The sequence below is a fragment of the Pseudomonas sp. Ag1 genome, assembly GCF_000278565.1.
Classification (GTDB): Bacteria; Pseudomonadota; Gammaproteobacteria; order Pseudomonadales; family Pseudomonadaceae; genus Aquipseudomonas.
Map to the genome: position 1 here is coordinate 338,214 of NZ_AKVH01000113.1, position 20,470 is coordinate 358,683.

Consider the following 20,470-nt stretch of genomic DNA (forward strand, 5'->3'; position numbering starts at 1 on the left):
GCTGCCATTCGAGCAGCCAGGCCTTGCCACGCCCGGCGAATGCCTCGGGAGAGTCATTATGCGTGCTGCTCAATTGAAAGCTGTGCTGCCACGGGAGCTGCTGGCTTCCGTGGTTGTGTTTCTGGTCGCCCTGCCGCTGTGCATGGGGATCGCCATCGCGTCCGGAATGCCTCCGGCCAAAGGCTTGATCACCGGGATCATCGGTGGCCTGGTGGTCGGTTGGCTGGCGGGGTCGCCGTTGCAAGTCAGCGGTCCGGCGGCAGGTTTGGCGGTGTTGGTGTTTGAACTGGTTCGCCAGCATGGCATGGCCATGCTCGGGCCGATCCTGTTGCTGGCGGGCTTCCTGCAATTGGTGGCCGGGCGTTTGCGCCTGGGCTGCTGGTTCCGCGTGACTGCGCCTGCAGTGGTGTACGGGATGCTGGCGGGGATCGGGGTGCTGATTGTCCTGTCGCAAGTACACGTGATGCTCGACGGTGTGCCAAAGCCCTCGGGGCTGGATAACCTCGCCGGCTTCCCTGCGGCACTGATCCAGGCGATCCCCACATTGGGCGGCGGGCTCGGCTGGCAGGCCGGTTTGCTCGGGCTGTCGACGATTATGGTGATGTGGCTGTGGGACAAGTTCCGCCCGCAAAAGCTGCGCTTCGTCCCCGGCGCCCTGCTCGGCGTGGGTTTGGCGACAGTCACCAGCCTGGTGCTGGCGTTGCAGGTCAAGCGGGTGGAGGTGCCGGAAAACCTCGCGGATGCCATCGATTGGCTGCGCCCCAGCGACCTGTTGAACCTGGCGGATCCCAATCTGTTGATCGCGGCCTTCGCCGTGGCATTTATCGCCAGCGCTGAAACGCTGCTTTCGGCGGCGGCAGTCGACCGTATGCACAGTGGCCAGCGTTCCGACTTCGACAAGGAATTGTCGGCACAAGGTGTGGGCAACATGCTGTGTGGCCTGGTCGGCGCCCTGCCGATGACCGGTGTGATCGTGCGCAGTTCGGCCAACGTCCAGGCCGGCGCTACCACGCGTTTGTCGGCGATGTTCCACGGCTTGTGGCTGCTGGCGTTCGTGCTGTTGCTGTCCAGTGTGCTGCAAAGCATTCCGGTGGCAAGCCTGGCGGGTGTGCTGGTGTACACCGGAATCAAGCTCGTGGACATGAAGGCGTTTCGTGGCCTGGCGCGCTACGGGCGAATGCCGATGTTTACCTACGCGGCGACGGCGCTGGCGATCATCTTTACCGACCTGCTGACGGGTGTGTTGGTGGGCTTCGGGTTGACGCTGGTGAAGCTGGCGTTCAAGGCCTCACGCTTGAAGATAAGCCTGATCGACCTGCCGCAGGAGGGCGAGATGGAGCTGCGATTGACGGGGGCCGGGACCTTTCTCAAGGTGCCTGCATTGACCCAGGTGCTGTCGACGGTACCCGCCGGGACCACCTTGCATGTGCCGCTCAGTAACCTGAGTTATATCGACCACTCCTGCCTTGAGCTATTGGAGGAATGGGGTCGGGCCAATGCGGCCAAGGGCTCGAAGCTGATGATCGAGGCGCGGGGGTTGAAGCGCAGGTTGGAAGGACGGGTAAGAACGACGACCGGAATAGGCTCGGCGCCGTCTGTTGGCTGACGAAACCGGATCAAAATGTGGTAGCGGGCTTGCTCGCGAAGGCGCAGTGTCAGTCACTGAATGTGTTTCTGATACACCGCTTTCGCGAGCAAGCCCGCTCCCACATTGGATCTTTGCAAGCCGGCAAATCTAAGCTGGCTGGTCCAGCTCAAGACCCACGCCCAACTGCCGCGACAGGCACGGCCAGCGCTTCCAAGCCGCTTCCGTGTCCGGGCTCTTGAGCTTGTCGCGGTAGGCTTCGACCGACTCCAGCGCAAAACTCTCCTCGTTAAGCATCTCATCCACCGCGTGGTGCACCGCCTCATCCAGCTGATTGGCAAACGCCTCGCCGATCAATTGGTGGGCAATCACGTTCGCCACAGTGGTATCCAGCGGAATCAACGGCTGGCCGAAGTGCTTGATATACAGATCGTTGACCTCTTCCACCAGGCGATGCGCCAGGTAAGCCTCATCCAGCAAACCGTCCAGGCCTTCATGCCCGGCCAGGATCGCCGGCGGCTGCAGGAAGAAATGTTCGGCGATTTTCAGCACCGGTTTGATCTGGCTTTCAATACCGGCTTCGCGGGCGACATCGTTGGCCGCGTCCAGCAGATCGGGGACCTGGTCGATGTAGGCGCTTACAAAACGCGTCATCACGCCCTTGGCGTCGACGTCAGGCACGGAAATCGCCGGGTGCAGGTGCGGTAACTGGACTTCCAGCTGCTGAGCAAGCTGGCCAGTGCTGGATTCGTGTTGATGGGCACGGGAAATCTGCTCGCGCAATGCGGCGGTGTTCATGAAAGCATCCAGTGATGCAGGCGTAGGAAATAGGGAGAGCATAAGGTAGCTCGTTTATACGAGAGCCTAAGACGCATTTGTCATAATTATTTCATGGTTATGCGCTGGCGTTATATCAAATTGCCATCGTTCGTCGGATAACGCGCGCCACCGGTCCTGTTGTGTGGTCCGTTTCCTCATTTTCGTTCATTTGCCCGATCACATTGCGGGGTGGCGGTCGCTGTCTATACTCGATTTTGTACGCAATTAGCTGATGACGCCCGACTGCATGAGCAGGCAAGGCCTGGCGGTTGTAAGCAGTATGGAAGCCGCTCCCTTGGCCGCAGGTGCAAACCGGCGGGATAACAAGAATGATAAGGGGAACCCGCAATGACGCGACATCCACATGTTTGGATGGGCCTCCTGTTGTGGTCAGTATTCGGCCAGGCGCAAGCCGCCTGGACAACGAATATGGCGCCAGGGGCCACTGAAGTCAGTCACGCCGTGTTTGACCTGCACATGACCATTTTCTGGATTTGTGTGGCGATTGGCATCGTCGTGTTTGGCGCGATGTTCTGGTCGATGATCGTTCACCGGCGCTCCACGGGACAGGTGGCAGCCAAGTTCCACGAGAGTACGACGGTGGAGATTCTCTGGACCGTGGTGCCCTTGCTGATCCTGGTGGCGATGGCCATTCCGGCCACCAAGACGCTGATCAACATCTACGACAGCACTGAGTCGGATATCGATATCCAGGTCACCGGCTACCAGTGGAAGTGGCATTACAAATACCTGGGCCAGGATGTCGAGTTCTTCAGCAACCTGGCCACGCCCGCCGAGCAGATCCATAACCAGGCCGTCAAAGGCGAGCATTACCTGTTGGAAGTCGACCAGCCGCTGGTGCTGCCGGTGGGTGCCAAGGTGCGTTTCCTGGTGACCGCTGCGGACGTGATTCACTCCTGGTGGGTGCCGGCGTTTGCGGTGAAGCGTGATGCGATTCCCGGCTTCGTCAACGAGGCCTGGACCCGCATCGAAAAGCCCGGCATCTATCGCGGCCAGTGCGCCGAACTGTGCGGCAAGGACCACGGCTTCATGCCGATCGTGGTGGAGGTCAAATCCAAGGCCGACTACGACACCTGGCTCGGCGAGCGTAAGGAAGAGGCCGCCAAGCTCAAGGAGCTGACCTCCAAGGAATGGACCCTGGATGAGCTGGTGGCCCGTGGCGACAAGATCTACCACACTACCTGCGTCGCCTGTCACCAGGCCGAAGGCCAGGGCCTGCCGCCGATGTTCCCGGCGCTCAAGGGCTCGCCGATTGCCACCGGGCCCAAGGAAGACCACCTGCACCGCGTGTACTTCGGCAAGCCCGGCACCGCCATGGCGGCGTTCGGCAAGCAACTGTCGGAAGTCGATATCGCGGCGGTCGTGACCTATGAACGTAACGCCTGGGGCAACAACAAAGGCGACATGGTCACACCTAAAGACGTGCTGGCTCTGAAACAGGCGGAAAGCAAATGACTTCCTTCATTGCATATTCCCTGAACCGTCCCGCCCACTCGTTCGCAGGAGAAAGGCCATGAGCGCTGTGATCGATGACCACGGTCATGCCGGTGACCACGCTCACGGCCCCGCCAAGGGCCTGATGCGTTGGGTACTGACCACCAACCACAAAGACATCGGCACGATGTACCTGTGGTTCAGCTTCTGCATGTTCCTGCTTGGTGGCTCGTTTGCCATGGTGATCCGTGCCGAGCTGTTCCAGCCGGGTTTGCAGATCGTCGAGCCGGCGTTCTTCAATCAGATGACCACCATGCACGGCCTGGTGATGGTGTTCGGTGCGGTGATGCCAGCGTTTGTCGGCCTGGCCAACTGGATGATCCCGTTGATGATCGGCGCGCCCGACATGGCCCTGCCGCGCATGAACAACTTCAGTTTCTGGCTGTTGCCGGCGGCGTTCCTGATGCTGGTTTCCACCCTGTTCATGCCCGGCGGCGGGCCGAACTTCGGCTGGACCTTCTACGCCCCGCTCTCCACCACCTACGCGCCGGAAAGCGTGACCTTCTTCATCTTCGCCATCCACTTGATGGGCATCAGTTCGATCATGGGCGCGATCAACGTGGTCGCCACCATCCTCAACCTGCGCGCCCCCGGCATGACGTTGATGAAAATGCCGCTGTTCGTCTGGACCTGGCTGATCACAGCCTTCCTGCTGATCGCGGTGATGCCGGTACTGGCGGGCTGCGTGACCATGATGCTGATGGACATCCACTTCGGCACCAGCTTCTTCAGTGCCGCCGGTGGTGGTGACCCGGTGCTGTTCCAGCATGTGTTCTGGTTCTTCGGCCACCCCGAGGTGTACATCATGATCCTGCCGGCGTTCGGTGCCGTCAGCTCGATCATCCCGACCTTCTCGCGCAAGCCGCTGTTCGGCTACACCTCGATGGTGTACGCCACGGCGAGCATCGCGTTCCTGTCGTTCATCGTGTGGGCGCACCACATGTTCGTGGTGGGCATCCCGCTGGTGGGCGAGCTGTTCTTCATGTACGCCACGCTGCTGATCGCGGTGCCCACGGGCGTGAAAGTGTTCAACTGGGTCAGCACCATGTGGCAAGGCTCGCTGACCTTCGAGACGCCGATGCTGTTCGCGGTGGCCTTCGTGATTCTGTTCACCATCGGCGGTTTCTCCGGGCTGATGCTGGCCATCGCCCCGGCGGATTTCCAGTACCACGACACCTACTTCGTGGTGGCGCACTTCCATTACGTACTGGTGCCTGGGGCGATCTTCGGGATCTTCGCCTCGGCCTACTACTGGCTGCCGAAATGGACCGGCCATATGTACGACGAAACCCTGGGCAAGCTGCACTTCTGGCTGTCGTTCGTGGGGATGAACATGGCGTTCTTCCCGATGCACTTCGTAGGGCTTGCCGGCATGCCGCGTCGGGTGCCGGACTACAACCTGCAGTTCGCCGACTTCAACATGGTCTCTTCCATCGGTGCCTTCACCTTTGGCGCGACGCAGATCTTCTTCCTGTTCATCGTCATCAAGTGCATCCGTGGCGGCCCGCCTGCGCCGGCCAAGCCGTGGGATGGCGCCGAAGGGCTGGAGTGGAGCATTCCTTCGCCCGCGCCGTACCACACCTTCACCACGCCACCGGAGGTCAAATGAACACCTCCCTATCCTGTGGGAGCTGGCTTGCCTGCGATGGCATCACTTCGGTGTACCTGAAAGACCGAGTTGCCAGCATCGCAGGCAAGCCAGCTCCCACAGAAAGGCCATTCGCAGAACATTCATTCGCAGGTGGCCGCCATGCTTGAGTCCGTGCCTATCAAGCGCCTGGTCACGCGCCTGCTGATCCTGGTGGTGGCGATGTTCGCCTTCGGCTTTGCCCTGGTGCCGATCTACGACGTGATGTGCAAGGCGTTCGGCATCAATGGCAAGACCGCCGGGCAGTACGAAGGCGAGCAGGTGGTGGACCCGACGCGGCAGGTGCGGGTGCAGTTCCTGTCCACCAATGCCATCGATATGGTCTGGGAATTCCACTCCAAGGCCGACGAGGTGGTGGTCAATCCCGGCGCAGTCACCGAGATGCTGTTCGTGGCCTACAACCCCACCGACAAGCCGATGACCGCCCAGGCGGTGCCGAGCATTTCGCCGGCCGAGGCGGCGATGTACTTCCACAAGACCGAGTGTTTTTGCTTCACCCAGCAAGTGCTACAGCCAGGTCAGCGCATAGAGATGCCGGTGCGCTTCATTGTCGACCGCGACATGCCCAAGGATGTGAAGCATTTGACCCTGGCGTACACGCTGTTCGATATCACCGCGCGCCAACCGCCCGTGGCTGTCCATACCGGCGGCTAGGCGTTGCTTGCGGGCTCGATTAGGAGAACGAATACATGTCGACTCATGATACGTACTACGTACCAGCGCAAAGCAAATGGCCAATAATTGCTACGTTGGGGATGCTGATCACGGTGTTCGGATTGGCGACCTGGTTCAACGATTTGAAGGCCGCACGCCCGGAATCCCACGGCCCGCTGATCTTTTTCGTCGGTGGCCTGCTGCTGGCCTACATGATGTTTGGCTGGTTCGGCGCGGTGATCAAGGAAAGTCGCGCCGGTTTGTACAGTTCGCAGATGGACCGCTCCTTTCGCTGGGGCATGACCTGGTTCATCTTTTCCGAAGTGATGTTCTTCATCGCGTTTTTCGGTGCGCTGTTTTATGTGCGGCACATGTCGGCGCCGTGGTTGGCGGGCGAAGGCCACAAGGGCATCGCGCACATGCTGTGGCCGAACTTCGAATTTGCTTGGCCGCTGCTGAACAATCCCGACCCGAAAATGTTTCCGGCGCCCAAGGGCACCATCAGCCCGTGGGGCTTGCCGCTGATCAACACGATCTTGCTGGTCAGCTCCAGCGTGACCATCACTATCGCCCACCATGCCTTGCGCAAAGGCCATCGCGGCGCACTGAAGATCTGGCTGGCGATCACCGTGTTGCTGGGTTGGGCGTTTCTCGGGTTCCAGGCCGAGGAATACATCCATGCCTATAAGGAGTTGGGCCTGACCCTGGGTTCCGGCGTGTACGGCGCGACCTTCTTCATGCTCACCGGCTTCCACGGTGCCCACGTGACCATCGGCACGATCATTTTGTTTGTGATGCTGATGCGCATCCTGAAGGGGCATTTCAACAACGAACACCAGTTCGGGTTCGAGGCGGCCAGTTGGTATTGGCACTTTGTGGACGTGGTGTGGATCGGGCTGTTTTTCTTCGTTTACGTGCTTTGAGGTGTTTCACCAGGGCGCATGAGATACCAGTTGGCCGCTGAAGAAACCCCAGGTGATCAACCCCAGGGTGATCACGGCCAGCGCCACACGCACGGTCAAGGCAGTGACGAGGCGGTTGGAGTTGCCCTCGTCCTTGACCAGGAAGAACAAGCCACTGAACAGGCTCACGACGGTAGCAATCAGCATCAGGGCAATGGCTGCTTTGAGCATGGTGGGCTCCGGGGCTCTTTTTTGGAGGGGGCGAGCAATGAGATTCAGTATAGCCAGCGCAGCACCGACCTCTGCGGCAATGCCATGAAACCCTTTCGCCCCGGTATTGCGCCGACGCTGGTGGTACTCGTGCTGCTGCCGTTACTGGTATTTCTCGGCTTTTGGCAGCTGTCTCGCGGTCACGAAAAACAGGCGCTGCTGGACACTTACGCCGAGCGCCGCGCTGCCGAGCCCATGAGCAGTACGCAACTACAGGCCACCGAAGATCCGGCGTTCCGTCGTGTGCATTTGCGCGGGCAGTTCGATGCCGAGCACAGCGTGTTGCTGGATAACCGCTTTCGCGACGGCAAGGTCGGTGTGGAGCTACTGCAACCTTTCCATGATCAGGCCAGCGGCGAGTGGCTGTTGCTCAATCGTGGCTGGCTGCCCTGGCCGGACCGCCGTGCACCGCCGGTTTTCACCACTCCCGAACAACTGTTGAATCTCGACGCCTGGGTCTATGTGGCGCCTGGCGAGACCTTCCAGTTGCATGCCGATCCGGCGGGCGCACAGTGGCCACGATTGTTGACCGCGCTGCATCCCGCAGCGCTGTGGACCGAGTTGGGCCGCAGCGGATTCGCCTATGAAGTGCGGGCTGAAGCGGGCCCTGGCACTTTCGAAACCAGCTGGCCCGTGGTCGCCATGGGCCCGGAAAAACACCTGGGCTATGCCGTGCAGTGGTTCGCCATGGCGGTGGCGCTGTTCGGCCTTTACCTCTACCTCGGATGGCACAACACAAAAAAGGAGAAGCGCCATGGGAGCGGCCATGAATCCACTCAACATGTCTGACACGCCGGCAGCGCCCAATCGGCGCAAGGGCCGCTGGCAACTGATCCTGATCCTGCTGATGGTGGTCGGCCCGATGGTGCTCGCCACCTTTATGTACAAATTGCAGTTCTGGGTGCCGGACAGCCGCAGCTACCACGGCGAGATGATCGGCAACGGCCAGACCCGTGCCGACATTGGCGTGCAGGCTGACGAAGACCGCTGGCAACTGCTGGTCACCGCGCCCACCGCCTGCGCCGCCGACTGCCAGCAACTGGTGTACCTCGCACGCCAACTCCAGATCGGCCTGGGCCGTGATGCCTCCCGCGCCAGCCACGCCCTGGCCAGTTCGCAGCCGGTCAGCACCGCGTATGACGCCAAACTCAAGGCCGAATACCCGCAACTGCAACGCTATTCCCTGGACCTGTCGACCTTCAACAAAGACGCCGCCGCCCAAGGCAGCGGCGATGCCCAGCTGTGGATCGTCGACCCCCACGGCAACCTGGTGCTGCGCTACGACGCCCGGGTCAAGGGCAAGGACCTGCTCAACGACCTGCGCCTGCTGCTGAAACTGTCGAACATCGGATAAGGACACCGTCATGGCCAAACCTGGATTTCGCCTCGCGCTGTTTGCCACCCTGCTGGCCCTGATCGTGGTGCTGCTGGGCGCCTATACCCGCCTCACCCACGCGGGTCTCGGTTGCCCGGACTGGCCGGGTTGCTATGGCTTTATCAGCGTGCCGAAAAGCGAAGCCCAGCTGGCCCATGCCGAACTGCATTACCCGGACACGCCGGTCGAGGCGGACAAGGGCTGGAACGAGATGACCCACCGTTACTTCGCCGGCACCCTCGGGCTGTTGATCGTGCTGCTGGCGGCGCGCGCCTGGACCCATCGGCATCATCCGGGCCAGCCGTTGAAGCTGCCGTTGTTCCTGTTGGCGGTGGTGTTCGCCCAGGCAGCGTTTGGCATGTGGACGGTGACGCTGAAGCTCTGGCCGCAAGTGGTCACCGGGCATTTATTGGGCGGGTTTGCGACGTTGAGCCTGCTGTTCTTGCTGACGCTGCGATTGTCCGGCGTATTGCCGGCGCTGATCGTGCCCAGGCGTTTGCAGTATTGGGCCACGGCCGGGCTGGTGCTGGTGATCGGCCAGATCGCGCTGGGTGGATGGGTCAGCTCCAACTACGCAGCCGTGGCGTGTATCGACCTGCCGACCTGTCACGGGCAATGGTGGCCGGCGGCGGATTTCGCCAATGGCTTTCACCTGACCCAGCATATCGGCCCCAATTACCTCGGCGGGCAACTGGACAGTGATGCGCGCACGGCGATTCACCTCACCCACCGGATTGGCGCGCTGCTGGTCACTGTCGTGTTGCTGGGCCTGGCCTGGCAGCTCAAGGTGGTCGGCATGACCCGCCTGGCGGGCCTGTTGCTGATCGCCCTGGCGGCGCAACTCTGCCTGGGCCTGAGTAACGTGTACTTCCACCTGCCGCTGCCGGTTGCGGTCGCGCATAACGCCGGCGGCGCGGCGTTGCTGCTGACGCTGGTGCTGGTCAATTACCACGCCCGCACCAGCCTGGTTCGGGTGCGACATCAGTTGCCGTTCGGCTGGCGCTTCAGCCCGCGTAAACACGTGTCGGGCCTCATGACCATTAAAGGAGAGATGCCATGGCGACCTTGATCAGCGAGCGTCACAGCCAGGCGATCTGGCGTGACTATCTGGAGCTGACCAAGCCAAAAGTGGTGGTGCTGATGCTCATCACCTCGCTGGTGGGCATGTTCCTCGCCACCCGCGCGGGGGTACCGTGGCCGGTGCTGATTTTCGGCAACCTGGGGATCGCGCTGTGTGCCGGCGGCGCGGCGGCGGTCAACCATGTGGTGGACCGGCGCATCGATGCTTTGATGGCGCGCACCCATAAACGCCCGCTGGCGGAAGGGCGCGTATCGCCTGTGGCGGCGCTTGTTTTTGCGATGGTGCTGGCGGTTGCCGGGCTGGCGCTGCTGCTGGCGTTTACCAATCCACTGGCCGCCTGGCTGACCCTGGCCTCGCTGTTGGGTTATGCGGTGATCTATACCGGCTTTCTCAAGCGTGCGACGCCGCAGAACATCGTTATCGGCGGCCTCGCCGGCGCAGCGCCGCCGTTGCTGGGCTGGGTCGCCGTCACCGGCCATGTCAGCGCCGAGCCTCTGTTGCTGGTGCTGATCATCTTCGCCTGGACCCCGCCGCACTTCTGGGCCCTGGCGATTCACCGCAAGGAGGAATACGCCAAGGCCGACATCCCGATGCTGCCCGTGACCCACGGCGAGCACTACACCAAGGTGCATATCCTGCTCTACACCTTCGCCTTGCTGGCGGTCAGCCTGATGCCCTATGTCATCCACATGAGCGGCATGCTGTACCTGGTGTGCGCACTGGTTCTGGGCGGGCGCTTTCTGCAATGGGCCTGGGTGCTGTACCGTGGCAGTCGGCCGCACGCGGCGATCAACACCTTCAAGTACTCTATCTGGTACTTGTTCGCGCTGTTTATCGCCCTGCTCGTAGACCATTACCTATTGTTGAACCTATGACTCGAACTCAAAAAACTGTCTTCATTCTGGTGGCCATTGTCGCGTTGATCATGGGCCTGACCGTCAACAAAGTCCTGAGTGGCAAAGGCCAGGGCGACCCGACGGCCTTGATCGATGCCGGCATCATCCTGCTGCCGCAAAGCCGCCAGTTGCCACCGGTGACCATGACCAACCAGGACGGCCAGCCGGTGGTGGTCAACGAGCTGAAAGGCAAGTGGAGCGTGCTGTTCTTCGGCTACACCTTCTGCCCGGACATCTGTCCGACCACTCTCGCCCAACTGCGGCAGATCAAGAGCGAGCTGCCCAAAGACGTTGTGGATAAGTTGCAGGTGATTTTGGTCAGCGTTGACCCGAACCGCGATACACCGGCGCAGCTCAAGCAGTACCTGGGCTACTTCGATCCACAGTTCGAGGGCCTGACCGGTGCGAGTGTGGACGATGTGCAGAAGGTTTCGAATGCGGTGAGCATTCCGTTTATTCCGGCAGACACCAGCAAGCCCAACTACACCGTCGACCACAGCGGCAACCTCGCGCTGATCGGGCCGGACGGCACCCAGCGCGGGTTTATCCGGGCGCCGTTGAACAACCAGAAGCTGGTAGCGCAGTTCCCGGGGTTGTTGCAGCGTAAATAAGCCTGCCGACCATTTTCTGAGCGACACAAATCAAATGTGGGAGCGGGCTTGCTCGCGAAGGCGGTGTGTCAGTCAACAGATGTATCGACTGAACCACCGCCTTCGCGAGCAAGCCCGCTCCCACATTGGTTTGGATCGTTCCCACGCTTTGCGTGGGAATGCCGCACTGGACGCTCTGCGTCCGCTTTTTCGATCGGGGTTTCGGCCTTGGATCAGAACGCCGGCAGGATCGCGCCTTTGTACTTCTCAAGAATGAACGCTTTCACTTCCGGGGTGTGCAGGGCTGCTACCAGCTTCTTCACCGCGTCCGAATCCTTGTTGTCTTCGCGGGTCACCAGGATGTTCACGTAAGGCGAGTCGTTGCCTTCGATCACCAGTGCGTCCTTGGAGGGGTCCAGCTTGGCTTCCAGGGCGTAGTTGGTGTTGATCAGCGCCAGGTCGACCTGGGTCAGCACGCGCGGCAGGGTGGCGGCTTCCAGTTCGCGGAATTTCAGGCCTTTCGGGTTTTCAGTGATGTCCTTGATGGTCGACAGGATGTTGGTCGGGTCCTTCAGGGTGATCAGGTTGTGCTTGGCCAGCAGCAACAGCGCACGGCCGCCGTTGGTGGCGTCGTTCGGGATCACGACGTTGGCGCCGCTTGGCAGGTCTTCCAGCTTCTTGTACTTGCTGGAGTAGGCGCCCAGAGGCTCCAGGTGCACAGCGCCAACGCTCACCAGGTGAGTGCCCTTGGCTTTGTTGAACTCATCCAGGTACGGCTGGTGCTGGAAGAAGTTGGCGTCCAGGCGCTTTTCGGCTACCTGTACGTTTGGCTGAACGTAGTCGGTGAAGACTTTGACCTGCAGTTCCACGCCTTCCTTGGCCAGAGCCGGCTTCACGAATTCGAGGATTTCAGCGTGCGGCACCGGGGACGCGGCCACGGTGAGGGTTTCGGCGGCGTGGGCGGAGAACGCGGCAACGGCGGCGAAAGCAACCAGTAGTTTTTTCATTCAACAAGCTCCTTGTTCGGGAATTGGCCGGCTTAACGCCGGCAATAGCCGTTATTTTCGAGAAAAGTGCACCACCAGCTTGTCGCCGACGGTTTGCAGAATTTGTACCAGGATCAGCAGCAGCACCACGGTGACCACCATCACGTCGGTCTGGAAGCGCTGATAACCGAAGCGGATCGCCAAGTCACCCAGGCCACCGGCACCCACTACACCGGCCATGGCCGTGTAGGAAACCAGTGTAATCGCCGTCACCGTAATCGCCGCGAAGATGCCGGGGCGGGCTTCGGGCAGCAACGCGTTGGTAATGATCTGGCGAGTGGTCGCGCCCATGGCCTGGGTCGCTTCGATAATCCCGCGGTCCACTTCACGCAGCGCGGTTTCCACCAGGCGCGCAAAGAACGGCGTGGCACCCACCACCAGCGGTGGAATTGCACCGGCAACACCCAGCGAGGTGCCGGTGATCAGCACCGTGAACGGGATCATTACGATCAACAGGATAATGAACGGCAGCGAACGCAGGATGTTCACCACCAGCGACAACAGCGCATAAACATTCTTTTGTTCGAACAGCTGACGCGGGCTGCACAGGAACAGCAGCACGCCCAACGGCAAGCCCAGCAATACGGTGAACAGCAGCGAGCCGAACAGCATGGTCATGGTGTCGCCGGTGGCGAGCAGGATTTCCGACCAGTCGATGTTCGAGAAAAAGCTCAAGAGGATTTCCATTAGCGCAGCACCTCCATATGGACGTCTGCCGCGGTGAAGGCGGCGAAGGCGGCCTCCATGTCACCGCCGGTGACGGCGAGGGTCAGTTGCCCGTAGGGAATGTCTTTGATGCGGTCGATACGACCGGCGAGGATGCTGTAGTCCACACCCGTGTCGCGGGCGACGGTACCCAGCAGCGGCGCGTAGGTCGCTTCGCCCTGGAACGTCAGGCGCACGATGCGCCCCGGTACATGGGCGAAGTCATCACGCTGTTCGCCTTCGTCGACTTGCTCGGATTCCTGCACGAAGCGCTTGGTGGTCGGGTGCTTGGGGTGCAGGAATACGTCGGCGACGGTGCCTTGCTCGACGATCACGCCGGCGTCCATCACGGCCACGTGGTCGCACACGCGGCGGATCACGTCCATTTCATGAGTGATCAGCACGATAGTCAGCTTCAGCTCGCGGTTGATCTCGGCCAGCAGTTGCAGGACCGAGGCCGTGGTCTGCGGGTCGAGGGCGCTGGTGGCTTCGTCGCACAGCAGGATTTTCGGCTTGGTGGCCAGGGCGCGGGCGATGCCGACGCGCTGCTTCTGGCCGCCAGACAACTGCGCCGGGTACTTCTTGGCATGGTCGGACAGGCCGACCCGCGCCAGCAATTCGGCCACGCGCAGGTCGATTTCCTTGCGGGAAAGTTCGCCCGCGAGAGTCAGCGGCAGCGCCACGTTGTCGGCAACGGTCTTGGATGCCAGCAGGTTGAAGTGCTGGAAGATCATCCCGACCTGTTGCCGGAAACGGCGCAGGCCGTTGGCGTCGAGGGCGGTGACTTCTTCGTCATCGACCTTGATCTGGCCGCCGCTGGGTTGCTCCAGGCGGTTGATCAGACGCAGCAAAGTACTTTTTCCCGCACCGGAATGGCCGATCAGACCAAACACCTGGCCATTTTCGACGCGCAGGTTGGTGGGATGCAGTGCGGGGATATCCTTACCGGCGACCCGGTAGGTTTTATGGACGTTATGAAACTCGATCACGTAGCGAACCTTGTGGGGCGCATTAAAAAGGGATCAGCGGTTAGCCGGGCGCGCATTTTAGCCTGTCCGTATAGCGTTTCTTAGCATTTATTTCTCATCCGACCAGCGATTTGGCAATAACGCGATCAAAGGTCATAAAAAAGGAACGGTACAAAACCGTGTCAGTCACTACATAAGCAACTCGAAACTCCCAGGTGCCGTGCCTGGGGTTTTGCTCAAGAAGAGCCGGGGATAGCTCTGGCCTACGCAAACGAGGAGTTTTTGTCTGATGAGTACTAAAAAGCCAGTTACCCCGCCCAAGAGCGAACTTGCGGGCACCGACACTCTGGACCGTGGCAACACCAACGCCAAGCTGCAAAGCCTGGAAACATTCCGCTCCGACGCGACGGGCCAGGCGCTGCGTACCAACCAGGGTGTGAAGGTTTCCGATAACCAGAACAGCTTGAAGGTCGGCTCCCGTGGCCCATCGCTGCTGGAAGACTTCATCATGCGTGAAAAAATCACGCACTTTGACCATGAGCGGATCCCGGAACGCATCGTCCATGCCCGGGGCACCGGTGCCCACGGCTATTTCCAGACCTATGAAAATCATTCGGCGCTGACCAAGGCCGGGTTCCTGCGTAACCCGGAACATAAAACCCCGGTATTTGCGCGCTTTTCCACGGTTCAGGGCCCACGCGGCTCCGGCGATACCGTGCGTGACGTGCGTGGGTTTGCCGTGAAGTTCTTCACCGACGAAGGTAACTTCGACCTGGTGGGCAACAACATGCCGGTGTTTTTCATTCAGGACGCGATCAAGTTTCCTGACTTCGTGCATGCGGTAAAACCTGAGCCCCACAACGAGATTCCTACCGGCGGCTCGGCCCACGATACGTTCTGGGATTTTGTCTCGCTGCAGCCGGAGTCGGCGCACATGGTGATCTGGGCCATGTCTGACCGGGCGATCCCGAAAAGCCTGCGAACCATGCAGGGTTTTGGCGTGCACACCTTCCGCCTGGTGAACGCCGAGGGCAAATCCAACTTCGTCAAATTCCACTGGCGGCCTACCGTCGGCACCTGCTCCCTGGTGTGGGACGAGGCGCAGAAGCTGGCGGGCAAAGACACGGACTTCCACCGTCGTGACCTGTGGGAATCCATTGAAAGTGGCGATTACCCGGAATGGGAATTGGGCGTGCAGATCATCGCCGAAGAAGACGAGCATAAGTTCGACTTCGATATTCTCGACCCGACCAAGCTGATCCCCGAAGAGCTGGTGCCGATCACGCCGTTGGGCAAGATGGTGCTCAACCGCAACCCGGACAACTACTTTGCCGAGACCGAGCAAGTGGCGTTCTGCCCGGGGCATATCGTGCCGGGCATCGACTTTTCCAATGACCCGCTGCTGCAAGGCCGTCTGTTTTCCTACACCGATACGCAGATCAGCCGACTCGGCGGGCCGAACTTTCACGAGTTGCCGATCAACCGTCCGGTAGCGCCGTTCCATAACGGCCAGCGCGATGCCATGCACCGCACCACCATCGACAAGGGCCGCGCGTCCTACGAGCCGAACTCGATTGATGGCGGCTGGCCGAAAGAAACTCCGCCTGCGGCGCAGGACGGTGGTTTTGAGACGTATCCGGAGCGTATTGATGCCCACAAGATCCGTGAGCGCAGCGAGTCGTTCGGTGATCACTTCTCCCAGGCGCGCCTGTTTTTCCGCAGCATGAGCAAGCACGAGCAGGAGCACATCATCGCCGCCTACAGCTTTGAACTGGGCAAGGTGGAGCGTGAGTTTATTCGCGCTCGCCAGGTGAACGAGATCCTCGCCAACATCGACTTGGAACTGGCCAAGCGTGTGGCGCAGAACCTGGGCTTGCCAGCACCGACTAAAGGTACGGTGCCAGAGCGCAAGACGTCTCCGGAACGCTCGCCAGCGTTGAGCCAGGCCAATTTGCTGTCGGGTGATATTAAGACCCGCAAGGTGGCGATTCTGGCGGCGAACGGTGTTGATGGTGCGGCGATTGATGCCTTGAAGAAGGCGCTTGAGGCTGCAGGTGCGCATGCGAAGTTGCTGGGGCCTACCTCGGCGCCGGTAACGACGGCGGATGGCAAGAGCCTGCCGGTGGATGCTTCCATGGAAGGCTTGCCTTCGGTGGCGTTCGATGCGGTGTTTGTGCCGGGTGGCGCCAAGTCGGTTCAGGCGTTGAGCGCTGATGGTGTGGCGTTGCATTACCTGCTGGAGGCCTACAAGCACTTGAAAGCAATTGCCCTGGCCGGTGAGGCGAAGCAGTTGCTGGATGTGCTGAAGCTTGAGGCGGATGCGGGCTTGATTGTGGGCGGCGACGCGAAGGCGTTTAAGGCGTTCTTTGCGGCGATTGCCCAGCATCGGGTCTGGGATCGGGAGCCGAAGGCTAAAGCTGTTCCGGCTTAAGGTATTGGTCGTTTGTTAGATCGCCTTCGCGAGCAAGCCCGCTCCCACATTTGACCGCATTCCAAAGTTGGAACTCGGTTAAATGTGGGAGCGGGCTTGCTCGCGAATGGCGTTATTCAGTCTTACGCGGAATCAGCACGACCTGCGCCGGAACCTTCTTCAGGATCTGCCGGTGAATCTTCAGGTCATACCCCGAATCGATGCGCTTCACCCGTTTGGTCAGCAACGTGGCCAGCCATGGGTAATCTTCGGTGCGTGGTGCCTGGATGCTCACATCGCACTGGTAATTCACCACATCGGTGGCGATCTCATCCAGTTGATGGCGCAGCGCCTCGATATCGGTGAGGTTCAGCGCAACCGTAGTGCTTGGCGCTGCCGGGTCGATGACCTTGGCCGGCGGCTTGGCTTCGGCGGCTTTCAGGGCGGCCTCGGCTTTGTCCAGTTCGACTTTACGGGCATGGGCGATCGCACTGTTGACGCCACCGGTCAGCGCCGGAGCCTTGGGCATCAATGCCCGTGCGCGGCTCAGGGCCGTCGCGGCAGCGTTGACATCACCCTTTTGCAGGACGATCTGGCTGCGCTGCAAATAGGCTTCGGCCAGTTGGCGCTGATAAGGCTCCAGCGCCGGGTCGTTGGGCGACTGGGCCTGCAAGGCGGCCAGCTCGTCTTCGGCGGTGGCCAGTTCACTGCTGGCGAGGTTTTGCTCCAGCTGTGCGATGGCCGCAGCACGTGCGTCCGGCGCCTGGGGGGCGGCGGGCGGGGTGCTTTGGCAGGCGCCCAGCAGCAAGGAAAATGCGGCAAGGAGCAGATAACGGGCGTTGAACAGCTTCATTCCTGCGACTCTCTAATTGCGCAAAAAGCGAGCAAGTCTACACCCCACGACGGGGCAGGACAAAACTCAGCAGAAACAGGGCGGCCGCCGTGACCACAATCGACGGCCCGGCCGGGGTGTCCTTGAACCAGGACAGCGCCAGGCCACCACACACCGCGAGCGTCCCCAGAAGGCTGGCGCCGAGCGCCATTTGCTCCGGCGAGCGGGCGTGACGCTGGGCCGCAGCAGCCGGGATGATCAGCAGCGATGTGATCAACAATACGCCGACAATCTTCATCGCGACAGCGATCACCACGGCGATCAGCAGCATCAGGGTCATGCGCAGCGCCGCCACGGGCAAGCCTTCGACGGTGGCCAGTTCTTCGTGAACGGTGATCGCCAGCAGCGGGCGCCACAGCGTCACCAGCAGCACCAGCACTGCCGCGCTGCCGCCTAGAATCCACGCCAGGTCGGTGGGGCTGATAGCCAGCAGGTCGCCGAACAGGTAGGCCATCAGGTCGATGCGCACTTCATGCATGAAGCTCAGCACCACCAGGCCCAGGGACAAGGTGCTTGGGGCCAGGATGCCCAGCAGGGTATCGGAGGCCAGCGGCTGACGCTGTTGCAGGGTCACCAGCAGCACAGCCAACAGCAGGCAGCCGACGGTGACGGCAATGGTCGGGCTCACATCCAGCAGAAATCCCATGGCCACGCCCAGCAGCGCAGCGTGTGACAGGGTGTCGCCAAAATAGGCCATGCGCCGCCAGACCACGAACGAGCCCAGTGGGCCCGCCACCAGCGCCAGAGCCAAGCCTGCCAGCAGGGCGTAGAGCAGAAAATCAGCCATGCTTGCAGCTATCTCCATGAACGTGGGTGTGGGATGCGGTGGAGTCATCGACTACAGCGCCATGCAGGTCATGGGCGTGGTCGTGATGGTGGTGGTAGATCGCCAGGCTCTGGGCGTTCTTGCCGAACAGCTCGACAAAAGCCGGATCGCCGCTGACCTGTTCCGGGTGGCCGGAACAGCACACGTGACGATTGAGGCACACCACCTGGTCGGTGGTGCTCATCACCAGGTGCAGGTCGTGGGAGACCATCAGCACGCCGCAACCATGGCGGTCCCGCAGGCGGGTGATCAGGCTGTACAGCTCGGCCTGGCCGGCGACGTCGACGCCCTGCACGGGTTCATCCAGTACCAGCAATTCCGGCTCGCGCAGCAGGGCGCGGGCGAGCAGCACGCGCTGCATTTCGCCGCCGGAGATGCTTTGCACCGGGCTGTCGATCACCTGTTCGGCGCCCACTTCCTTGAGGGCGGACTGTGCGCGGGCACGGTCGACACCGGGCACCAGGCGCAGGAAGCGCAGCACCGAGAGGGGCAAGGTCGGGTCCACATGCAGCTTCTGCGGCATGTAGCCGACCCGCAGCCTCGGCTTGCGCCACACGCTGCCGCTGTCGGGCTTGAGCAGGCCGAGTACGGCGCGCACCAGGGTGGTCTTGCCGGCACCGTTGGGGCCGATCAGCGTGACGATCTGACCTGGCTCGACGCTCAGGGCGATGTTGTCCAGCACGTTTTGCCCGGCGAACGTGACCCCGACCTGCTCCAGGCGGATTAACGCAGTGCTCATCAAGCCCCCTGGCAGCCCGAGCACACACCGACGACTTCGACGGTTTGCCCTTCGACCTTGAAGCCGACGTCGCCGGCGCTCTTGATGATGCTGTCGCTGATGCTTTTTTGCTCAAGTTCGATGGCGGCGTGGCATTCGCGGCAAATCAGGAACTGGCCCTGGTGCGCGTGTTCCGGGTGGTTGCAGCCGACAAAGGCGTTGAGCGACGAGATGCGGTGCACCAGGCCGTTGTCCAGCAGGAAATCCAGCGCGCGGTACACCGTGGGCGGCGCGGCGCGGCGGCCGTCCTGCTCGCTGAGCACGCCGAGGATGTCGTAGGCACCCAGCGGCTTGTGGCTTTGCCACACCAGCTCCAGCACCCGGCGACGCAGGGCGGTCAGGCGCAGGCCTTGGCGCGCGCACAAGGCGTCGGCCTCTGACAGTGCGCTGTGCACGCAGTGAGAGTGGTCATGGGGACGGCTGGCAAGCGGTGTTTTAGGCATGAGCGGCGACAGATATTTGTGAGAGACGTTATTATGTTACCTGTTCCTGCCTCCTTGAGTGGTCATCGTGTCCAGACTTTTTCCCGTTTTTGTCGTATTTGTCACCAGTTTGCTGCTTGCCGGTGCCGCTCAGGCGGAGGTTCGGGTGCTGACCAGTATCAAACCGTTACAACTGATTGCTGCTGCTGTGCAGGATGGCGTGGCGATTCCCGAGGTATTGCTGCCGCCGGGCGCTTCGCCGCATAACTATGCGTTGCGGCCTTCCGACGTACGGCGCGTGCAGTCGGTGGACCTGCTGTATTGGATCGGCCCGGACATGGAAAGCTTTCTGCCGCGCGTCTTGAAAGGCCGCAGCTTGCCGACGGTGGCGGTGCAGGACCTTCCGGGAATGAAACTGCGTCGGTTCGCCGAAGATAGCCACTCCCATGCTGAAGATGCCGACGAACATGATCATGACCATCGCCCGGGCAGCCTGGATGCGCATTTGTGGCTGTCGACGGTCAACGCCCGGGTGATTGCGAACCGCATGGCGGCGGATCTCAGCGCTGCCGACCCAGCGAACGCCGAGCGTTACCAGAGCAACGTGAAGGCCTTTGATGGCCGTATGGATGCACTGGACGCGCGCTTGAAGGCACGTATGGCGGACGTCGCCGGCAAGCCGTACTTCGTGTTCCATGAAGCCTTCGATTACTTCGAAGATGCCTACGGCCTCAAGCACACCGGGGTGTTCAGTGTGGCCGCAGAAGTGCAGCCGGGTGCCCAGCATGTGGCAGCGATGCGTACGCGTTTGCAGGAAGTGGGCAAGACTTGTGTGTTCAGCGAGCCGCCGTTGCGCCCGCGCCTTGCGGAAACGCTGGTGGCGGGTTTGCCGGTGAAGCTGGCGGAGCTGGATGCGTTGGGCGGCTACACGCCGGCCTCCGCCCAGGGGTATGAGCAGGTGCTGGAGAAGCTGGGGAATGACCTGGCTGGGTGCCTGGAGTCGCTCTGACAGACGCCGCATAACCACTGTGGGAGCGGGCTTGCTCGCGAATGCGGTGGATCAGTCAGCGCATCTGGTGACTGAAACT

Annotated in this window: 21 protein-coding genes; 12 read left to right on the plus strand and 9 right to left on the minus strand. The window is 61.3% G+C overall.

The genetic code is table 11. The annotated features are described in order from the left end of the window. Positions 1-58 precede the first annotated feature (58 nt). Complete coding sequence (locus A462_RS00305) at positions 59-1,606, plus strand: SulP family inorganic anion transporter (protein ID WP_008439613.1); 1,548 nt, start codon at positions 59-61, stop codon at positions 1,604-1,606. A 129-nt stretch (positions 1,607-1,735) separates the two neighbouring features. Here the strand turns inward: A462_RS00305 and A462_RS00300 are convergent, their stop codons facing one another. Continuing rightward, positions 1,736-2,383, minus strand: a complete 648-nt coding sequence (locus A462_RS00300) for a hypothetical protein (RefSeq protein WP_003214855.1) — start codon at positions 2,381-2,383, stop codon at positions 1,736-1,738. 369 nt (positions 2,384-2,752) lie between these two features. Between A462_RS00300 and coxB the strand changes: the two genes are divergently transcribed. The 4 genes from coxB (at position 2,753) to A462_RS00280 (ending at position 7,144) form a co-directional block, all read left to right on the plus strand. Beyond that, a complete protein-coding gene (coxB, locus tag A462_RS00295) occupies positions 2,753-3,880 on the plus strand; it encodes a cytochrome c oxidase subunit II (RefSeq protein WP_003214854.1) in 1,128 nt (375 codons plus the stop codon). 58 nt (positions 3,881-3,938) lie between these two features. Beyond that, positions 3,939-5,528, plus strand: a complete 1,590-nt coding sequence (gene ctaD, locus A462_RS00290) for a cytochrome c oxidase subunit I (RefSeq protein WP_008439614.1) — start codon at positions 3,939-3,941, stop codon at positions 5,526-5,528. Positions 5,529-5,669: 141 nt separating this feature from the next. Continuing rightward, the gene (locus A462_RS00285) at positions 5,670-6,221 is read left to right on the plus strand and encodes a cytochrome c oxidase assembly protein (protein WP_008439615.1); all 552 of its coding nucleotides are present in this window, start codon (positions 5,670-5,672) and stop codon (positions 6,219-6,221) included. A 35-nt stretch (positions 6,222-6,256) separates the two neighbouring features. Then, positions 6,257-7,144: a cytochrome c oxidase subunit 3 gene (locus A462_RS00280; RefSeq protein ID WP_003214849.1), complete on the plus strand. Its 888-nt coding sequence runs from the start codon at positions 6,257-6,259 to the stop codon at positions 7,142-7,144. Positions 7,145-7,150: 6 nt separating this feature from the next. Here A462_RS00280 and A462_RS00275 read toward each other — a convergent pair whose 3' ends face one another. Continuing rightward, positions 7,151-7,354, minus strand: a complete 204-nt coding sequence (locus A462_RS00275) for a twin transmembrane helix small protein (protein WP_003214847.1) — start codon at positions 7,352-7,354, stop codon at positions 7,151-7,153. Positions 7,355-7,438: 84 nt separating this feature from the next. Between A462_RS00275 and A462_RS00270 the strand changes: the two genes are divergently transcribed. The 5 genes from A462_RS00270 to A462_RS00250 are packed head-to-tail and all read left to right on the plus strand — an operon-like array spanning position 7,439 to position 11,356. Then, a complete protein-coding gene (locus A462_RS00270; RefSeq protein WP_008439622.1) occupies positions 7,439-8,182 on the plus strand; it encodes an SURF1 family protein in 744 nt (247 codons plus the stop codon). Continuing rightward, complete coding sequence (locus A462_RS00265; RefSeq protein ID WP_032899931.1) at positions 8,148-8,747, plus strand: hypothetical protein; 600 nt, start codon at positions 8,148-8,150, stop codon at positions 8,745-8,747. Before A462_RS00270 ends, A462_RS00265 begins: the two co-directional genes overlap by 35 nt. Before the next feature lie 10 nt (positions 8,748-8,757). Beyond that, positions 8,758-9,837 carry a COX15/CtaA family protein gene (locus tag A462_RS00260; RefSeq protein WP_008439624.1) on the plus strand — a complete coding sequence of 360 codons (1,080 nt, stop codon included), beginning with the start codon at positions 8,758-8,760 and terminating at the stop codon, positions 9,835-9,837. Next, positions 9,825-10,724: a heme o synthase gene (gene cyoE / locus A462_RS00255; protein ID WP_008439626.1), complete on the plus strand. Its 900-nt coding sequence runs from the start codon at positions 9,825-9,827 to the stop codon at positions 10,722-10,724. The genes A462_RS00260 and cyoE overlap by 13 nt, the downstream gene beginning before the upstream one ends. Next, positions 10,721-11,356 carry an SCO family protein gene (locus A462_RS00250; protein WP_008439627.1) on the plus strand — a complete coding sequence of 212 codons (636 nt, stop codon included), beginning with the start codon at positions 10,721-10,723 and terminating at the stop codon, positions 11,354-11,356. The genes cyoE and A462_RS00250 overlap by 4 nt, the downstream gene beginning before the upstream one ends. Positions 11,357-11,568: 212 nt before the next feature. On the opposite strand, the gene A462_RS00245 is transcribed toward A462_RS00250, so the two are convergent. The 3 genes from A462_RS00245 to A462_RS00235 are packed head-to-tail and all read right to left on the minus strand — an operon-like array spanning position 11,569 to position 14,075. Continuing rightward, a complete protein-coding gene (locus tag A462_RS00245; protein ID WP_008439628.1) occupies positions 11,569-12,342 on the minus strand; it encodes a MetQ/NlpA family ABC transporter substrate-binding protein in 774 nt (257 codons plus the stop codon). 51 nt (positions 12,343-12,393) lie between these two features. Continuing rightward, positions 12,394-13,068, minus strand: a complete 675-nt coding sequence (locus tag A462_RS00240) for a methionine ABC transporter permease (protein ID WP_003214831.1) — start codon at positions 13,066-13,068, stop codon at positions 12,394-12,396. After that, positions 13,068-14,075: a methionine ABC transporter ATP-binding protein gene (locus A462_RS00235; RefSeq protein ID WP_003214829.1), complete on the minus strand. Its 1,008-nt coding sequence runs from the start codon at positions 14,073-14,075 to the stop codon at positions 13,068-13,070. The genes A462_RS00240 and A462_RS00235 overlap by 1 nt, the downstream gene beginning before the upstream one ends. A gap of 268 nt (positions 14,076-14,343) precedes the next feature. Here A462_RS00235 and katE point away from each other — a divergent pair, with 268 nt between their 5' ends. Beyond that, entirely contained in the window at positions 14,344-16,485 is a 2,142-nt protein-coding gene (gene katE, locus A462_RS00230) for a catalase HPII (RefSeq protein ID WP_003214827.1), read from the plus strand. 112 nt (positions 16,486-16,597) lie between these two features. On the opposite strand, the gene A462_RS00225 is transcribed toward katE, so the two are convergent. The 4 genes from A462_RS00225 to A462_RS00210 are packed head-to-tail and all read right to left on the minus strand — an operon-like array spanning position 16,598 to position 19,403. Next, a complete protein-coding gene (locus A462_RS00225) occupies positions 16,598-17,317 on the minus strand; it encodes a PA5502 family lipoprotein (protein WP_003214825.1) in 720 nt (239 codons plus the stop codon). A gap of 37 nt (positions 17,318-17,354) precedes the next feature. After that, entirely contained in the window at positions 17,355-18,143 is a 789-nt protein-coding gene (gene znuB, locus A462_RS00220; protein ID WP_008439629.1) for a zinc ABC transporter permease subunit ZnuB, read from the minus strand. Continuing rightward, on the minus strand, positions 18,136-18,921 hold the full coding sequence (znuC, locus tag A462_RS00215; RefSeq protein ID WP_008439630.1) for a zinc ABC transporter ATP-binding protein ZnuC: 786 nt from the start codon (positions 18,919-18,921) through the stop codon (positions 18,136-18,138). Before znuC ends, znuB begins: the two co-directional genes overlap by 8 nt. Beyond that, positions 18,921-19,403, minus strand: coding sequence for a Fur family transcriptional regulator (locus A462_RS00210; protein ID WP_003214819.1), 483 nt, complete (start codon positions 19,401-19,403; stop codon positions 18,921-18,923). Before A462_RS00210 ends, znuC begins: the two co-directional genes overlap by 1 nt. Positions 19,404-19,461: 58 nt before the next feature. Here A462_RS00210 and A462_RS00205 point away from each other — a divergent pair, with 58 nt between their 5' ends. Further along, positions 19,462-20,391, plus strand: a complete 930-nt coding sequence (locus A462_RS00205; protein ID WP_008439631.1) for a zinc ABC transporter substrate-binding protein — start codon at positions 19,462-19,464, stop codon at positions 20,389-20,391. The last annotated feature ends 79 nt before the right edge of the window (positions 20,392-20,470 follow it).